Origin of the sequence: Glaciecola punicea, assembly GCF_001756615.1 — a bacterium.
GTDB classification, from domain to species: domain Bacteria; phylum Pseudomonadota; class Gammaproteobacteria; order Enterobacterales; family Alteromonadaceae; genus Glaciecola; species Glaciecola punicea.
Genome location: NZ_LZXY01000007.1, coordinates 23,206 through 39,149, shown reverse-complemented (window position 1 = coordinate 39,149; position 15,944 = coordinate 23,206). Strand labels below are relative to the sequence as shown.

Genomic DNA, 15,944 nt, shown 5'->3' with positions numbered 1-15,944 from the left:
ATTTTTATACTATGGCCTAGTGTACGCGCAATGTGTGTCTAATTTATGTGCCAAATGTAACGAAATATTTATTATTTCAAACGGTCTGTTTTATACATGAAAAAGGCGTAGAAATTATCTACGCCTCTTGGCTAAGCTTCTTTAGTTGTTTACTCACGTTATAAACCAAGGGTATCTGCAATAAGCAGCTAACTACCAGCGCTAATCAATAATTTGCATTACCTGGCGTTCTTGGAAAAGGAATGACATCGCGCACGTTTTGTACGCCAGTAACATAGGCCACCAAACGTTCAAAGCCTAAACCAAAGCCAGCATGAGGCACGGTGCCGTAGCGGCGTAAATCTCTGTACCATGCATAATCATCGGCATTTAAATTCATTTCTTTAAGGCGCTGATCAAATACATCAAGGCGTTCTTCACGCTGCGAGCCACCAATGATTTCACCAATGCCAGGTGCTAAGACGTCCATCGCAGCAACTGTTTTACCGTCATCGTTTATGCGCATGTAAAAGGCTTTAATGTCTTTCGGGTAGTTTTGCATAATAATAGGTGCGCCAACATGTTCTTCGGCCAAGTAGCGTTCATGCTCAGATTGCAAATCAACGCCCCACTGCACTGGGTATTCGAATTTTTTGCCGCAGTTTTGCAGTATTTCAATGGCATGCGTATAGTCCATGCGCACAAATTCAGAAGAAGTCAGGGCGGTTAAGCGCTTTAGTACGTCTTTGTCGACCCGCTGCTGGAAAAAGGCCATATCATCAGCGCGCTCTTCAAGCACCGCGTTTACCACATACTTTAGTAAATCTTCGGCTAATTGGGCAACAGTGGCTAAATCGGCAAAAGCCACTTCTGGCTCTATCATCCAAAATTCAGCTAAATGACGGCTGGTGTTAGAATTCTCAGCTCTGAAAGTAGGTCCGAAGGTATATACTTTTGACATGGCGGTGCAGTAGGTTTCAAGGTTTAATTGGCCCGACACGGTTAAAAACGTTTCTTTACCAAAAAAATCTTGGCTGTAGTCTACTTGGCCTTTGTCGGTCAAGGGTAAGTTTTGCATGTCAAGCGTGGAGACTCTAAACATTTCTCCTGCGCCTTCTGTGTCAGAAGCGGTTAGAATGGGTGTGCTTATCCACAGATAGCCACGCTCGTGAAAGAAGCGGTGTACTGCTTGAGACAGTGAGTTTCTAACGCGTGTAACCGCGCCAATAAGGTTGGTGCGTGCGCGCAGATGAGCGTGTTCGCGCAAATACTCAATACTGTGGCGCTTGGCGGCCATAGGATAGGTGTCTGGATTTTCTACCCAACCGACTATTTGCATGTCACTTGCTTCAATTTCTATTGCTTGGCCTTTACCTTCGGACTGCTTAACAATACCCGTGGCGACAAGCGAGCAGCCTGTGGTGAGTTTAAGGATGTCTTCATAGTTACTAAGGCTATTTAATGCGACTACTTGTACGGGGTCAAAACAACTGCCGTCGTGCACGGCAATAAAAGAAAGACCGGCTTTAGAATCACGTTTGGTACGCACCCATCCCTGTACGCTGATAGTACTGCCAACCTCAAATTTACCAGCCAGTACGTCGGCGACTGGGGCTTTACTCATATTATTCTCCATAGATTTACTCAAGCTATTGATTTTTTGCCGAAAGACAAGGTAAGTTATATAAGCAACAAACGCTTTGCGTAATATAGTTGCCGTTCTCCTTATTACTAATAGTATACTGTACTCAATCGTTGTTGACACTACCGTATAAACAATATGCTGAATAAAAATGCCGAATAGAAATGATGCGTCCAAGCTTATAGGTGAAAGCAGTTTGCGTATGCTTGACAGCTTCGAAGACAGACGCAAGATGAACCGTAGTAACGATACTTTTTATCGAGCAGTGTTGGGGATTAATGTATTTGCATGGGCTTTGTTAGCCGGCTCGCTTATTTTATTTCATTACGCTAGGCCCGAATTTATCACCGGAATAAAGACAGCGTAATCCCAATAGCTTCGCGTGCTGAAATCTTTAAGCCATCTAAGTGCGTCCCAGTTCAGCGAAACATAGCGCATTGTGAAGCGAATTCACTTCAAAAGGTACCGACGTTGTTAACAAGCCGCTTCAATGCCTTTTTTAAGCGCATTTGTGAGGGTGGTAACATCCGTTTTGCTGCATATAAATGGCGGTATAAGATACACAAGTTTGCCAAACGGTTTTATCCAAGCACCATGCTGTATACATACTTTTTGAATGGCGGCAACATCTACTGATTGCTTCATTTCAACCACACCGATTGCACCTAATGTCCGCACGTCATACACGGCGATGTGTTGTTTTAGCGGCATCAACTCTTCGCTAAGTTGCTCAAATATGTTGTTTACACGTAATTCCCAATCAGCGTTTAACAAAAACGCGATGCTCGCATTTGCAACAGCACAGGCTAATGGATTGCCCATACAGGTAGGCCCATGCATAAATACTCCGGGACTTCCTTCACACACACCTTGGGCAACATCGTTAGTGCATAAGGTTGCTGCTAGCGCCATATAGCCGCCAGTAATGGCGCTGCCCAAACACATAATGTCAGGTGTAACGTTAACGTGATCACAGGCAAATAATTTGCCTGTGCGCCCAAAGCCTGTGGCTGTTTCATCGCAAATTAGCAAGACGTCGTACTGGTCACACAGCTGACGACAGGCTTTTAAATACTCTGGGTGATAAAAGCGCATGCCGCCAGAGCCTTGCACAATAGGCTCTAAAATAAGCGCGGCGATGCTGGCGTGGTGTTCATCTAAAATATCGCGCAGCGGCGCTATCTCATCTGGGTTCCAACGTTGATTAAATTGCGTTTGTGGTGCAGGCGCAAAATAGTGTTCTATAAGGCTATTTTTAAATAAAGAATGCATGTTGCTTATAGGGTCCGACACCGACATTGCGGTAAAAGTATCGCCATGATAGCCATTTCGCAAAGCTAATACCTTATTCTTAGTTTCACGACCCTGACAGGCCCAGTACTGCATGGCCATTTTAATCGCCACTTCAACCGCCACCGAGTCTGAGTCGGCCAAAAATACGCGATTCAAACCTAGCGGTGTAATATCAATAAGGGTTTTACATAAGTCGACCGCAGGCTGATGGGTAAGTCCGCCAAACATGACATGAGAAAATTTATCGAGCTGATTTTTAGCGGCTTGGTTTAATACGGGGTGATTATAGCCATGAATAGCACCCCACCAAGAAGACATGCCGTCTACTATTTTTTCGCCTGTGCTAAGCTCAATATGCACGCCACTTGCGCCTACCACCTCATAGCAAGGTAAAGGATTATTAGATGAGGTATAAGGATGCCAAATATGACGCTTATCAAACTCTATATTAGACATTGATGTGGTTTTTGCGCTCTGGTTAGTGATTTGCTTATGCTTTGGTGTGTTCAATATTTACCCTATAGTGCAGATTATATAGCCATTTATGTTGACAATGTACTAAGCTGATAGACTCATTTTTAAAGGTATTCCGTTAAGTCCTGCGTGTTATCGAACGAAATTTTTTCTTGTGAAGCAAACACAAAGCCATTTAGCTCACCAAGCAGCCTTAATTTGTTATCTCTAATAAGCAGGGCACTGCCCTCGCGAATAGCTAACACCGGCACTGTTGGTTGTAGTGTACAAAATTCAGCTAAACGCTGGTCACGCGTTTCACCATGAAAGTTAGGCGCAACATAGTCGGTATAATGAGGATTTAACTGCGCATTTACAAAGTGTAGGGCGTCAAACGACTTTGGTTCAATAATGGGCATATCGTTTGTGGTACGAATGCTCAAGCCACAAATATTACTGCCTGCGCTCCAGCCTATATAAGGCGTACCTTGTTCAACCTTGTGTTTTATGGCGTCAATTAAGTCATGCTCATACAGCAAGTGCAGCAGGTTGAAGGTATTACCACCGCCCACTAATATTGCCTCGGCATTTTGAATCGCCATTTTAGGATTATCACTTTCGTGAATGCCAGTCACCTTCAAATGCTGAAGCGCGCTTTGTACTGCAACAGTATAGGCGTCCCAGCCCATGGTTATCCCCGCATATGGAATAAAAAGAACATTTTTTACAGCGCCTAAATGCTCGTTTATCCACGACTCGGCGTAGGCTAAATAATCATATTCACCAAAGCGTGAACTACTTAGCATTAATACATTCATGAAACTAAACTCTCCAAATAATGATTTATATTAATCAGGCTTACCATCTTTACCGCTATAGTATATATGTAGCTTTACACTACTTTTTCAAGCGCTCAATTAAGGCGTTTATATGGGCAACGCGGTCGACAACGTTCACGATAAACACGTTAACGAAAAGCGCGTAAAAGAAAAACGACAAAAAAATAACAATATGCAGACTAATGCAAGCCATGGTGATCTCTAGTATACTTTTGGTCATTAATTATTGCATAGACGGATCTTTTTAGTGCTTCACTCTACTGTCTCGGTTTTATTCGTTTGTTTGGGTAATATTTGTCGTTTTCCTACCGCCGAAGGTATGTTTGGCGACAAAGCCAAGCGCCAGGGTTTTAACGTGCACCTTGACTCTGCTGGTACCGCCGGTTTCCAAAACGGGGTGGCGCCAGACAAGCGTTCTCAGCAGCTTGCTCAGCGGCGTAATTATGCCCTAAGCTCGTTGAAGTGTCGCCGGGTGAGTGTAGAGGATTTCGGGAAACTTGACTACATTATTGCCATGGGCAAGTCTAATGTTAGAGAATTAAAGCGTAAATCCCCCGAAGAGCATCAGCATAAAGTTAAGAAGTATTGTCTTTGCCTGCATGGTTAAAGTATAGCCTAGCGCTGGTAATAGTCGCAGCCTTGTACTTGGTGCCCGCCTTAGTCACTGGCAACACGCAGCTTGAGTGGTATATCGTATTCCACATTAAATTGCCTATATTGCTAACGGCCATTGCGGTAGGCACCTCAATCTCAGTGGCGTCGGCTGCGCTTCAAGTTAATCTTAACAACCCCCTAGCAGACCCTGGTATTATTGGTATTTCAAGTGGTGCTAGCTTGATGGCGGCGCTATTTTTGGTGTTTGTTAGTAGCTTGGGCGTTATACCAAACCAAACTCTCTATACCCACAGTATTTACTTATTACCTGCCTTGTGTTTCGTAGGGGCTTGTTTATCAGGAGCATTAATATATGCGGTGGCTAAAAAAATTGGTCATAGCGTGTCGAGTTTCATTTTAGCGGGTATTGCTATCTCGACCACGTTCAGTGCGCTAGTCGGCTGGATTTACTTAGTTGCACCGCCTCAAGCTCTGCAAAGTTTAACCTTCTGGCTTATGGGGTCACTGCAGTATACCAACTATAAAAGCTTAAGTTTGGTGCTGCCTATTATGGCATTTGGACTGTTCATGTTGGCAAAAAGTGCACCTAAGCTAAATGCCTTATATTTAGGAGAACATGCTGCGCTTACGGCAGGCGTAAAGGCGAAAGCCTTACAGACCAAAGTATTCATTTTAGTAGCACTGCTGGTGGGCTTGAGCGTGTCAATTGCCGGCTCTATTGCCTTTTTAGGTCTGCTTGTACCCCACGCTGTGCGAAGGCTTCACGGCTATGACAATTCACAGGTGTTTTTATATTCGGGTTTGCTAGGTGCTATCGTAATTACGCTGTGCGCGCTTATAAACGAATACGCCTTTACCACTTCGGTGCCGTTGTCTATGCTAACCGCAAGCATAGGTGCCCCAATGTTTATTTATGTGCTGTTTGGGAAGAAAAACTAATGGGCTTATTCAGCAAAGGCCAGAGTTGCTTTAACCGCCAGTGCCCACTTTTTCAGCAAGCGTTGACGGGTTTTATCGCCTAGCTCTGGGATGAATACTCTATCGACGGTTTTCACAGCGCTAATCTCGTCTAAAGACTCATAGATGCCTGCTTGCAGTCCGGCTAAGAATGCGGCGCCTAAAGCGGTCGACTCCATTATTTTGGGTCGTTGCACTTCTACTTGTAATATGTCGCATAAGAATTGACAGAGCCAATCATTGGCCACCATGCCGCCGTCTACCCAGACGTTATTTGAGCTCACGCCGTCTTTTCTCATGGCGGTTTGTAGTTCGTGGGATTGGTAACATACCGCTTCAAGAGCAGCGCGCGCGAAGTGAGCGGGGCCGGTTGCTCGTGTCATACCAAAAAGACTTGCTCTTGCATTTGGATTCCAGTGCGGTGCGCCTAGTCCAGCAAAGCCTGGCACTAAAAATACGCCGTGATCGTAGTCGAGTGACTCTGCCAATACTTGGCTTTGTTTAGCATGTTGCAGCACGCCAATGCCGTCGCGTAGCCACTGAATATTAGCGCCAGCTGTAAAAATAGCGCCTTCTAGCGCATATGTTGTTTTGCCATTAAGTCTGTATCCTACGGTGGTGAGTAATTTGTGGCTTGACGAAACGGGCGTGTCACCGGTGTTTAGTAAAGCAAAGCAGCCCGTGCCATAGGTACTTTTTAAATCCCCTGGAGAAAAGCACGACTGGCCAACAAGCGCTGCCTGCTGGTCGCCCGCCACGCCGGTTATACGATAGTCTTTGCCTAATATACTTGGGTCGCAGGTACCAAACTCAGCTGCGCAGTCGAGCACTTCAGGCAGTATACAAGGTGGAATATCAAATAATGTAAGTAAATCTTCATCCCATTGTTGAGTATGAATGTTGAATAAGTTAGTTCTACTAGCGTTAGTAGCGTCGGTGACGTGAGCTTTACCATTGGTTAAACGCCAAATTAAAAAGCTATCGATGGTACCAAAAGCAAGCTTGCCTTTAATAGCTAAACGCCGCGCACCTTGTACTTCATCTAAGATCCATTTTATTTTGCTAGCTGAAAAATAAGGGTCTAAGAGCAAGCCCGTTTTTGAATTAACCATGGCTTCTCTATCTTTTATCGATTCGCAATACCCAGCGGTTCGTCGGTCTTGCCAAACAATAGCAGGGTGTATAGCTTTGCCAGTGTCTTTGTTCCACACTACAGTGGTTTCACGCTGATTAGTGATACCAATACAGGCAATATCAACACCTTTATTAGTGGCCTGAGAAATCACGGTTTTACAACTGTCTAGGGTAGTAGACCAAATTTCCTCAACGTCGTGTTCCACCCAACCATTGGCGGGATAATGCTGAGTAAACTCTTGCTGAGCATTGGCAATTTGATGGCCATTTAGCGCAAACACAATGGCGCGGCTCGAGGTGGTGCCTTGATCTATTGATAATATGCCAGTATTACTCATATCTTAATCTCATTTTATTATTCTATTTTTAGGACTGAATTTTTAGCGTCTCATTAATTAATTAATCTTTTATAGCACGAAGCTAGATATTGTGATTAGCGCGCAACACTAATCCTTCATTTTATACTCTTATAAGTTGCATGTAGAATCTTCGATACTATACTAAACGAAATGATTACTATCATACAAATTAACGAGGTACCACTTTAAATGCTACAGCGGCAAACAAATATTAAAAAACTAGCTAAACATGGATTTGACGCACTTATCTTAGGTGCGGGCATAAATGGCGCTGTGTCAGCGGCTAGTCTTGCACGCAAGGGACTTAAGGTAGCGCTCATAGATAAAGGCAATTTTGCTGACGAAACCTCTTCAAATTTATCTAGTTTAGCCTAGGGTGGCATAAAACATTTCGAAAACAATGCAAATATTCAGGAAAATAGGCAGCTAATGTGTTAATAAATTCTACTATTGGCTCGTCGTATGAGCTTAAAAACGTGACTTTGCAGGCGCGAGTTAAAACAGTCAGTATGTGCATTAATAAAGGTCAGTGCTGGCATCTACTTGGTCCAAACGGGGCCGGCAAATCCAGTTTACTTTTACTTCTATCTGGCATCGAAACACCCACACATGGCGTGTTGACACTAGGCGACATTCCGCTGGCTGAACATTCTTTAGCGCAACTGGCCACAATCCGCTGTTTCTTGCATCAACAACAGCAAAGTGAGTTTGATATTCCGCTGTTTCAATTACTGCATTTTTATACAAATAGTACGCATATACCCAGAAAAATAGAAGAGCACTTACACATTGCATCTTTATTGCATAAACCACTTTCTACCCTCTCAGGTGGGCAGCAGCAACGTTTCCATATTGCGCGTAATTTATGTCAAATTTGGTCCGCTATAGTAAAAGGCGAAGGCCTTATTCTGTTAGATGAGCCTATAAGCCACCTTGATGTAAAGTATCAGTGCGCAATATTGTCATTACTGCAGCACGTGTGTGAAATGGGCAATACGGTTATTATGACCAGTCACGATCTTAATCTTAGCCAGCAGTATGCAAGTCACATAGGCCTGTTAAAAGAACAGCAACTTGTATTTCAGGGCCTTACAAACGAGGTGATGCGCTTAGATAATTTACAAACAATTTTCGATCATAGCTTTGTGCAAATTGTTAACGAGCATAACACTCAAAAATATATTGTAAGCGCGCCTAATCAATCCATTTAATGAATGAATGTGATACTATTTAGCGTTTTTTAGTATATTACCAATAGCCTAACAGTGTGTTTACCCGCGCTTTGGCATAAATCTACCCTATGAAGGAATAAATAATCGTGAGTCAGTGGAGTATGGATAGTTGGCGCAACAAGCCAATACTACAGCAACCGAATTACCAAGATAAAGCATTAGTTAAAGACGTAGAGCAGAAATTAGCAAGTTACCCGCCCTTAGTTTTCGCCGAAGAAACCCGTCAGTTATATAAGCAGCTAGGCGACGTATCGCAAGGCAAAGGGTTTTTACTGCAGGGCGGCGACTGCGCAGAATCGTTTGATGATTTTAATGCGCCGAAGATCCGCGACACCTTTAAAGTCATTCTGCAAATGGCTATTGTGCTTACCTTTGCTGGTAGATGTCCGGTGACTAAAGTGGCTAGAATGGCTGGCCAGTATGCCAAGCCTCGCTCGACCGACACCGAAGTAATAAACGGGGTTGAGCTGCCTAGTTATCGCGGCGATATTATAAATGGCATGGCGTTTACTGCCCAAGCGCGAGAGCCTGATCCTAATAGATTGCTAGATGCTTACTTTAGAAGCGCATCTACGCTTAACTTATTACGCGCGTTTGCACAAGGCGGCCTTGCCGACCTGCATCAAGTTAACCGCTGGAACATGGCCTTTTTAGAAAATAATCCCTTGAAAGAGCGCTATCAAGACATTGCAGATCGTATTCAAGACACGCTTTCTTTCATGGACGTCATTGGTATTAATAAGGAGTCAAACGCAGCCCTACATGAAACTAGCTTGTATACCTCGCACGAAGCCTTGTTATTGAACTATGAACAGGCGCTTACGCGGATCGATACGCTAACCGGTAAGCCTTATAACTGCTCAGCCCACATGCTATGGATAGGCGAGCGAACGCGCCAGCTAGACCATGCTCATGTGGAGTTTTTTAGCGGTATAAACAATCCTATTGGGGTGAAAATAGGAACTACTATGCAAGAAGATGAGCTAATAAAGCTTATCGACGCGCTAAATCCTAACAACATCCCGGGTCGTTTAACGTTAATCACGCGCATGGGCGCTGGCATGTTAGGTAAAAACTTACCGCGTTTACTGCGCCGCGTAAAGCAAGAAGGTCGCCACGTTGTGTGGAGTTCAGATCCAATGCATGGCAATACCATTAAAGCCTCAAGCGGGTATAAAACGCGTAATTTTGATGCTATTTTGAGCGAAATAAAGCAGTTTTTTGATGCGCATAAAGCCGAAGGCACTCACGCCGGCGGGATCCATTTAGAAATGACGGGACAACATGTCACCGAATGTACCGGCGGTGCATACCAAATTAGCGATGCCGACTTAGCTCAGGCCTATAAAACTCAGTGCGATCCGCGCTTAAATGCAGATCAAGTACTTGAGATGGCGTTTTTAGTGGCTGATCATCTTAAGAAATAAGCTAGCTATTTAAAAAGGAAGTAAGTGATAAGGTGTATTAAAACTTTATCGCTTACTTCCTTTTTTTATGCACGGGTTCGCTTAGCTTATTGTGGCTAGGTGCTTAAGCTGGCCTGACGATCAAGTAAGAGCTGTTCGTGTGTGCTCAACTTTTGCTGCTGCGCCGTCCATAAACGTTTATAAAAGCCATTTTTAGCCAGCAGTTCGTCATGGCTCCCTTGTTCATGAATACGCCCCTGCGACATGACTAAAATGTTGTCTGCATCCATAATAGTCGATAGTCTGTGAGCGACCACAAAGCTTGTGTGGCCTTTTGATATTTCCTGCAGAGCACCTAAAATAGCTTGCTCAGACTGCGAGTCTAAAGAGGACGTAGCCTCATCAAAGACCATAATAGGCGGGCGTTTTAAAATAGTCCGGGCTATCGCCACTCTTTGTTTTTCGCCACCGCTGAGCTTTAAACCGCGTTCGCCCACCTGCGTTTGCTCCTTGTCGGGCAGTCGTGCAATAAAGTCGTGCAAATGCGCAAGTTTTATTGCCTGATTTATTTCTGCTTCAGTGGCATCGGGGCGGCCATACTTAATATTTTCATACAGGGTGTCATTAAACAAAACTGTGTCTTGTGGCACAATGCCAATATGCTTGCGTAACGAATCTTGGGTAACACCGTTAATTTGCTGGTCGTCAATGTATATTGCACCTTTGGTAGGGTCATAGAAGCGAAATAAAAGTTTCACCAAGGTTGATTTGCCAGCCCCACTTTCCCCTACCACGGCCACTTTAGTACCGGGCTTAATCGTAAATGATAAGTCTTCAATAATAATACGTTCGGGGTGATACGAAAAGCACACATTTTCAAATCTGATTTCGCCGTGCGTCACCACCAGTTCATTAGCATTGTCGGCATCTACAATTAAAGGCGCTTGTTCAAGCAGTGTGAATAAGTTTTCTATGTTGGTTAATGAACCTCTGATTTCACGGTATACAAAACCTAAAAAGTTAAGCGGCATAAATATTTGCATAGTAAACGCGTTTACCAGCACAAAGTCGCCTATGGTCATATTGCCTCTGCTTACTTCAATTGAGGCCAGCGCCAGCATGCTGGTCATGGCAATAGCAATAATAAGCGCTTGGCCGCCGTTTAGCGCAAACAGCGATAAACGATTTTTACGTCGTGCGTTTTCCCAATTCGCCAGGCCAGTGTCGTAACGGTCTGCTTCGTACTTCTCGTTGTTGAAGTATTTCACCGTTTCAAAGTTAAGCAAGCTGTCTACGGCGCGCGTAGTAGAGGTGTTGTCGGCCTGATTAAGCTCTTTTACGTACTTAGTGCGCCAGTCGGTAGCCTTAACCGAAAAGCCAACGTAGGTAACTACCGCTATCACAATAACGCCGGCAAAAGTAAAGCCGTAGTTGTAGAACAAAATACCTACCACCATAGATATTTCCAGCAGAGTAGGGACAATGTTAAATACCATAAAGCGCATTAAAAAACTCACGCCGCTGGTGCCGCGTTCAATGTCTCTTGATAAGCCACCCGTCTGGCGCGATAAGTGAAAGTTCAAATCAAGCTTATGCAAGTGGTTAAAGACTTTAAGGCCTACACGCCGCATGGCACGCTCGGTAACACGACCAAACAGCGTATCTCTAATTTCACCAAATAGCACGTTGGCTAAGCGCAGTGCGCCATAAGCGATAATAAGCGACAAAACCACAGCCAATATTGCCGCACTAGGGGTGTCTAAATTGAGGTTGTCTACAATATGTTTAAGGGTGAAAGGAAGAATAACACTGGCTATTTTAGCCCCAATTAAGCAGCTTATGGCGAGCCACACTCGACCTTTAAATTCTGTTATAAAAGGCCACAATTTTTTTAATACACGAAAATTAAAACCAAGTTCTTCATTGGCAGGAGACTTAGATGAACGCACAAGCACGACCTATTGGCTAAAAATGAGAATTCATACATATAGATATATGTAAAACGGTGTCTCTATGATATCTGTTTAAGCCTAGTATTTACATGAAAAATTGTTAATGCACAGGTGCAATAAATTGTAGTGTAAGCTCGGTCGCAATTTTACGCATTTCGCATATAACGCATATTTGGCTAATCACGCCTTTTGCGTTGTTGTAGTGCGTTGACAAAGCTTTTGGTACATTGTCTTTGATGAAAAAGTGGGTAAAGCGTACTATTTTCCAATGACTTGGGATTACTAGATGATCCCTGTATACCCTCCAAAGGAGTGATTGCTTGGGCGAATATAATTACTTGGCTGGCGTCAATTCTTCAGCTCATCATTGGGCTTAACGCTTTTTTTTAAAACCTTTGTTATAGAGCATACGCCAAAGTAGTTCTAAAGGTCCTTGTTCATATTTGCGCAAGTAGAGCGTCGCCATCAATATCTGAATAACTGCATAGACTAACACTAGTAGCAAATAATCAACATGACTAGCAGTAATACTAAACTCAGGCATTATCCAGCGCAGTAAAAGACCCATAAAGATAGATTGCATAATGTACAAGCTAAAGGCGACTTTGCCTATAGCGGCTAAGGCATTTACAGCGGTACTCTTTGTTTGACAAAGTTTAACAACAACGTGCGCGTACACTAAAGCCATAAATACTGCAGAGAGACTTGATATTAACGGTATAATTTCAGAGGCGATATTGTCCATTAAAATCTGAGGCGCAATACATAAGGCAGTACTAATAAGCGCAAGGCTAGCCACTTTTATGAAGGCAGGTTGGCTAAAACCTTGTGTAAAAAATCCTACTCGGTAGAGATAGCAACCTAAATACATAAGCCCCAGTGTTTGCCACAAAATAAACAAAGGGGATGCAATCACTATTCCTAAAGAAAAACCAGCGTGAATCATCGTTTGATACCAATAATTGCCCTGCCAAAGCGCTACAGACTCCTTGTATTCTTGTGTACCTCTTAACACCTGTTCACTCATATCGGCAAAAATAAGAGTGGCTGCGGCTATCAGTAATATTATTGTGCAGCCAATAATTAAAAATTTACGTGCTTTTTGCAATAACGCTTCAGTGTCTAATGTCAGACCCCTAATTAAAAGAAGACCCGATAGGCTATAGAGCATTAGGATGTCTCCACCGAAGATAAATACACCGTGGATAAGGCCAAAAAACATTAGCCAATGTAGCCTGGATTTTAAGAAGACAGTGGTATCGATTCCTTTTGTGATACAGGATTCATATTGAATAGCCAAGCCTGCGCCAAACAACAAACAAAAAAGAGTTCTAAATCGGCCATCTGCAAATATGCTATACAGTAGGGTAATCAATTTATCGCTTGTAAGCATAGGTTCGAATGAGACATAGCCAAGCAACATATTTGCGTGAAAGGGAATATTCATGAATAAGATACCCAAAATCGCGATACCGCGTAGGGCATCAATTGAGGTTGAGCGCATTAAAATATCCTGCTTGTGCATAATTAGCTAATGTAGCATGAAAAGCCTTGATTGAACTTTCCCATTATTAAGATGAGACTAAAGTCGTGATTGAACAGCGGCTGACGATGATACCTGAAATGTCGCACGGGCAGTGCTTGCTTATAACGCTTACCGCAGGGATTGGAGGTAGTTTTCTCTTAATTGGATCTGCAGCAGGTGTAGCATTAATGGGTCAAGCTAGCGGATACTATACCTTTGCTGGCCATTTGAAATGGACACCGGTTATTTTACTGGGTTACGCTGCGAGAATAGTTACACATTTGACTTTGAATGCGCATTATTTTTAATATTTTCAGCGTACGAAGGTTTTAGGGCTCGTACGCCGCGAAATGAACAATACCCAAAGTAATATCAACAGCCTGTTCAGCCAGCAAAGCGTTCAGCGCTATGACGGACTGCATCACACAGCCTCAATGTTAAAAGCAATATGGTTTCAGTTTTAAATCCAGAGCGGCCAGTGTCAATTATGCAAGGGGCTTAATTGCCTGATAGGCAAGTTTTTGTGCAGCTTGACACAAAATAATTTTTAATATAAATATTCCTTATTTTGTTTTGACGATTTATTTGTTTAATTTTTTTGATCAAGCGCTTGTAAGTTTTCAAACGTTTGTTGAGTAGATTCTTTTAGAAAACGCAAAGCAAATGACTGTGGTATGTTGCCATTGGGACTAGCGGTGCCAGTGTAGCTGAGCTCGAATAACGCGTTGTAAGGCTTCATTTGCCACTGTCCGTATACGTTTGTCATCCGAATTCTATTTGGATGATGAGGTATATTGTTACTGGCATCCTCTATGAAAATAGTTAATGTGTTGCTTGTCTCATCGTATTCGCTGCGACTTGTGACGACCATGTCACGATCTTTAAATGGCCACGGAGCATTGATGTGGGTTTGAATTACTCTCTTTGCCGCATGTTTATTATCAAAAATAGTCACCGACACACATTTGTCTATCCACGAACAATTTTCATTCGAATGTGACATTAAGGCTAGAAAGTACTGCGGGGAAAACTGAACAAGAGTTTTTACCACTACATGTGTTGCCCCATCAGCTTCATAGGTGCTTACCTCTATTTCCTGTTTGTTTGACTCAGCGGTGTTTGCTGCGCTCAACGAGGGGGAATTTACGGCTACTGCTGCGCACAGTATTAGGCAACACAGGTAAAGCCTTGCTGCATATATTAACTTCATATCTTTTTATCATACTCATTTATAAGAATATTTAATTAAGCTTACGACACTTATTTTAATGCTTGAGTTTGCTACTGCACAAAGTGCATCAGGTCGTCAGCTTATACCAAATGCAAGCGACGTGATTGATGTAGACGTCAGTATTGATGCTGCTATTAAAACGGATGCCGCAACTAAACCTGATGCCAATATTGGCGAATATTTTTACGCTAAAACTGTGCTTAGTGCAAGTGCTTGAAATAATGCCTCAGATGTGACTTTCTTAAGCTGTGGTGTATTAAAACGCCGTAGGTGCTCTAGCGTACAGACCAACTTATATTATTAATGCCACCATTGGTTAATATAAAAGTGGCTTTCAGCTCGACGAAGGACAAACACTATGAACGCTTTAGCATCAAGACCATCCATTTTTTCTTGTGAAGCCGCACATGGTAAAATGGCGCTTGTTGCTGAAGGTGGTGGTCAGCGAGGAATATTCACAGCGGGTGTTTTAGATGCGTGGTTAGAGAATGATTACGACCCTTTTGATTTATTTATTGGTACGTCTGCGGGTTCGCAAAATATAACCAGTTTTTTATCTCATCAAAAAGGCTATGCTAAACGGGCAATTGGCGGATTATCGCGGCGTAAGCGTTTTTTCCAACTGAGTCGAGGTTTAGCAGGGGGTAATGTTGTCGATTTGGATTGGTACTTTGATAAAACCACTGAAGGCAAGTTTGCCTTGGATTTTACGGCAGCAACGAAATCATTGGGGCAACGAGAGCTATTCATTACCACAACAAACTCACGCAACAGGCAGGGTTATTTCTTGCGTCCAAACGGCAATAGCGATCACTGGCGCCAACTGCTAAAAGCGTCAAGTGCACTACCTTTTTTATATAAGCAAGGGGTTAAACTGACTCCTAGATTAACTAACAGATCGGCTAATTGCGGTATAATCGATGATTATCCTCAAGCCGACTTTTACCTAGATGGCGGGCTTTCTGCGCCTTTGCCGGTGAGTGAAGCCTATCGCCGTGGCGCGCGAAAAATTGTCGTTATTCGCACAGTGAATACAGATATTCACTCTCAGTCTGCTTGGATACAGAAATTAAAGTCATGGATATACATGTCTGGGCATTGCCCGAAAAGCATTGATTACCTTGTTCAGCATGAGCAAGCTTATAACAAAGAGCTCGCCTTTATTAAAGATCCTCCAAGCGACGTAGAGATCCTTCAAATTTTTGCCAAAGATACTCTTCAAAGTAAGTTATTAGGCAGTTCCGATATTGATTTACAGCATGATTATAGAGCGGGTATCGATGCGGGCAACGCTTTTTTGCATACTCAATAAATACTTTCTACGACA

The 15,944-nt window shown here is 43.1% G+C and carries 15 protein-coding genes and 2 pseudogenes; 9 read left to right on the top strand and 8 right to left on the bottom strand.

What is annotated here, in order from left to right:
• Nucleotides 1-205: 205 nt before the first annotated feature.
• Nucleotides 206-1,603 carry an asparagine--tRNA ligase gene (asnS, locus tag BAE46_RS09565; protein ID WP_006005129.1) on the bottom strand — a complete coding sequence of 466 codons (1,398 nt, stop codon included), beginning with the start codon at nucleotides 1,601-1,603 and terminating at the stop codon, nucleotides 206-208.
• Nucleotides 1,604-1,772: 169 nt separating this feature from the next.
• Here asnS and BAE46_RS09560 point away from each other — a divergent pair, with 169 nt between their 5' ends.
• Complete coding sequence (locus BAE46_RS09560; protein ID WP_070112547.1) at nucleotides 1,773-1,988, top strand: hypothetical protein; 216 nt, start codon at nucleotides 1,773-1,775, stop codon at nucleotides 1,986-1,988.
• Nucleotides 1,989-2,095: 107 nt separating this feature from the next.
• Here BAE46_RS09560 and bioA read toward each other — a convergent pair whose 3' ends face one another.
• The 3 genes from bioA to BAE46_RS14815 all read right to left on the bottom strand — a co-directional run bounded on the left by bioA (nucleotide 2,096) and on the right by BAE46_RS14815 (nucleotide 4,426).
• A complete protein-coding gene (gene bioA, locus BAE46_RS09555) occupies nucleotides 2,096-3,370 on the bottom strand; it encodes an adenosylmethionine--8-amino-7-oxononanoate transaminase (RefSeq protein WP_070112655.1) in 1,275 nt (424 codons plus the stop codon).
• A gap of 122 nt (nucleotides 3,371-3,492) precedes the next feature.
• Nucleotides 3,493-4,185 carry a dipeptidase PepE gene (pepE, locus tag BAE46_RS09550; protein ID WP_070112545.1) on the bottom strand — a complete coding sequence of 231 codons (693 nt, stop codon included), beginning with the start codon at nucleotides 4,183-4,185 and terminating at the stop codon, nucleotides 3,493-3,495.
• Nucleotides 4,186-4,264: 79 nt separating this feature from the next.
• Entirely contained in the window at nucleotides 4,265-4,426 is a 162-nt protein-coding gene (locus BAE46_RS14815; RefSeq protein ID WP_158309264.1) for a hypothetical protein, read from the bottom strand.
• A 27-nt stretch (nucleotides 4,427-4,453) separates the two neighbouring features.
• Between BAE46_RS14815 and BAE46_RS09545 the strand changes: the two genes are divergently transcribed.
• The gene (locus BAE46_RS09545; RefSeq protein WP_070112543.1) at nucleotides 4,454-4,813 is read left to right on the top strand and encodes a low molecular weight protein-tyrosine-phosphatase; all 360 of its coding nucleotides are present in this window, start codon (nucleotides 4,454-4,456) and stop codon (nucleotides 4,811-4,813) included.
• Entirely contained in the window at nucleotides 4,798-5,760 is a 963-nt protein-coding gene (locus BAE46_RS09540; protein ID WP_006005144.1) for a FecCD family ABC transporter permease, read from the top strand. Before BAE46_RS09545 ends, BAE46_RS09540 begins: the two co-directional genes overlap by 16 nt.
• A gap of 5 nt (nucleotides 5,761-5,765) precedes the next feature.
• Here BAE46_RS09540 and glpK read toward each other — a convergent pair whose 3' ends face one another.
• Nucleotides 5,766-7,250 carry a glycerol kinase GlpK gene (gene glpK / locus BAE46_RS09535; protein ID WP_006005146.1) on the bottom strand — a complete coding sequence of 495 codons (1,485 nt, stop codon included), beginning with the start codon at nucleotides 7,248-7,250 and terminating at the stop codon, nucleotides 5,766-5,768.
• Between the two features lie 210 nt (nucleotides 7,251-7,460).
• On the opposite strand from glpK, the pseudogene BAE46_RS09530 reads away from it, so the two are divergent.
• The 3 genes and pseudogenes from BAE46_RS09530 to BAE46_RS09520 all read left to right on the top strand — a co-directional run.
• Nucleotides 7,461-7,643, top strand: a pseudogene (locus tag BAE46_RS09530) (FAD-dependent oxidoreductase); the annotation flags it as partial.
• A 59-nt stretch (nucleotides 7,644-7,702) separates the two neighbouring features.
• Nucleotides 7,703-8,482: an ATP-binding cassette domain-containing protein gene (locus BAE46_RS09525; protein ID WP_070112541.1), complete on the top strand. Its 780-nt coding sequence runs from the start codon at nucleotides 7,703-7,705 to the stop codon at nucleotides 8,480-8,482.
• Between the two features lie 107 nt (nucleotides 8,483-8,589).
• Nucleotides 8,590-9,930: a class II 3-deoxy-7-phosphoheptulonate synthase gene (locus BAE46_RS09520; RefSeq protein ID WP_070112539.1), complete on the top strand. Its 1,341-nt coding sequence runs from the start codon at nucleotides 8,590-8,592 to the stop codon at nucleotides 9,928-9,930.
• A 95-nt stretch (nucleotides 9,931-10,025) separates the two neighbouring features.
• On the opposite strand, the gene BAE46_RS09515 is transcribed toward BAE46_RS09520, so the two are convergent.
• Complete coding sequence (locus BAE46_RS09515; RefSeq protein WP_006005155.1) at nucleotides 10,026-11,858, bottom strand: ABCB family ABC transporter ATP-binding protein/permease; 1,833 nt, start codon at nucleotides 11,856-11,858, stop codon at nucleotides 10,026-10,028.
• A gap of 376 nt (nucleotides 11,859-12,234) precedes the next feature.
• Nucleotides 12,235-13,365: a DUF418 domain-containing protein gene (locus BAE46_RS09510; protein ID WP_070112652.1), complete on the bottom strand. Its 1,131-nt coding sequence runs from the start codon at nucleotides 13,363-13,365 to the stop codon at nucleotides 12,235-12,237.
• 101 nt (nucleotides 13,366-13,466) lie between these two features.
• Here BAE46_RS09510 and nhaD point away from each other — a divergent pair.
• A pseudogene (nhaD, locus tag BAE46_RS09505) lies at nucleotides 13,467-13,694 on the top strand (sodium:proton antiporter NhaD); the annotation flags it as partial.
• 281 nt (nucleotides 13,695-13,975) lie between these two features.
• On the opposite strand, the gene BAE46_RS09500 reads toward nhaD, so the two are convergent.
• Nucleotides 13,976-14,596, bottom strand: a complete 621-nt coding sequence (locus BAE46_RS09500) for an SRPBCC family protein (protein ID WP_006005164.1) — start codon at nucleotides 14,594-14,596, stop codon at nucleotides 13,976-13,978.
• A 58-nt stretch (nucleotides 14,597-14,654) separates the two neighbouring features.
• On the opposite strand from BAE46_RS09500, the gene BAE46_RS09495 reads away from it, so the two are divergent.
• Entirely contained in the window at nucleotides 14,655-14,834 is a 180-nt protein-coding gene (locus tag BAE46_RS09495; protein ID WP_070112537.1) for a hypothetical protein, read from the top strand.
• A gap of 141 nt (nucleotides 14,835-14,975) precedes the next feature.
• Complete coding sequence (locus BAE46_RS09490) at nucleotides 14,976-15,929, top strand: patatin-like phospholipase family protein (RefSeq protein WP_006005169.1); 954 nt, start codon at nucleotides 14,976-14,978, stop codon at nucleotides 15,927-15,929.
• Nucleotides 15,930-15,944: the final 15 nt, after the last annotated feature.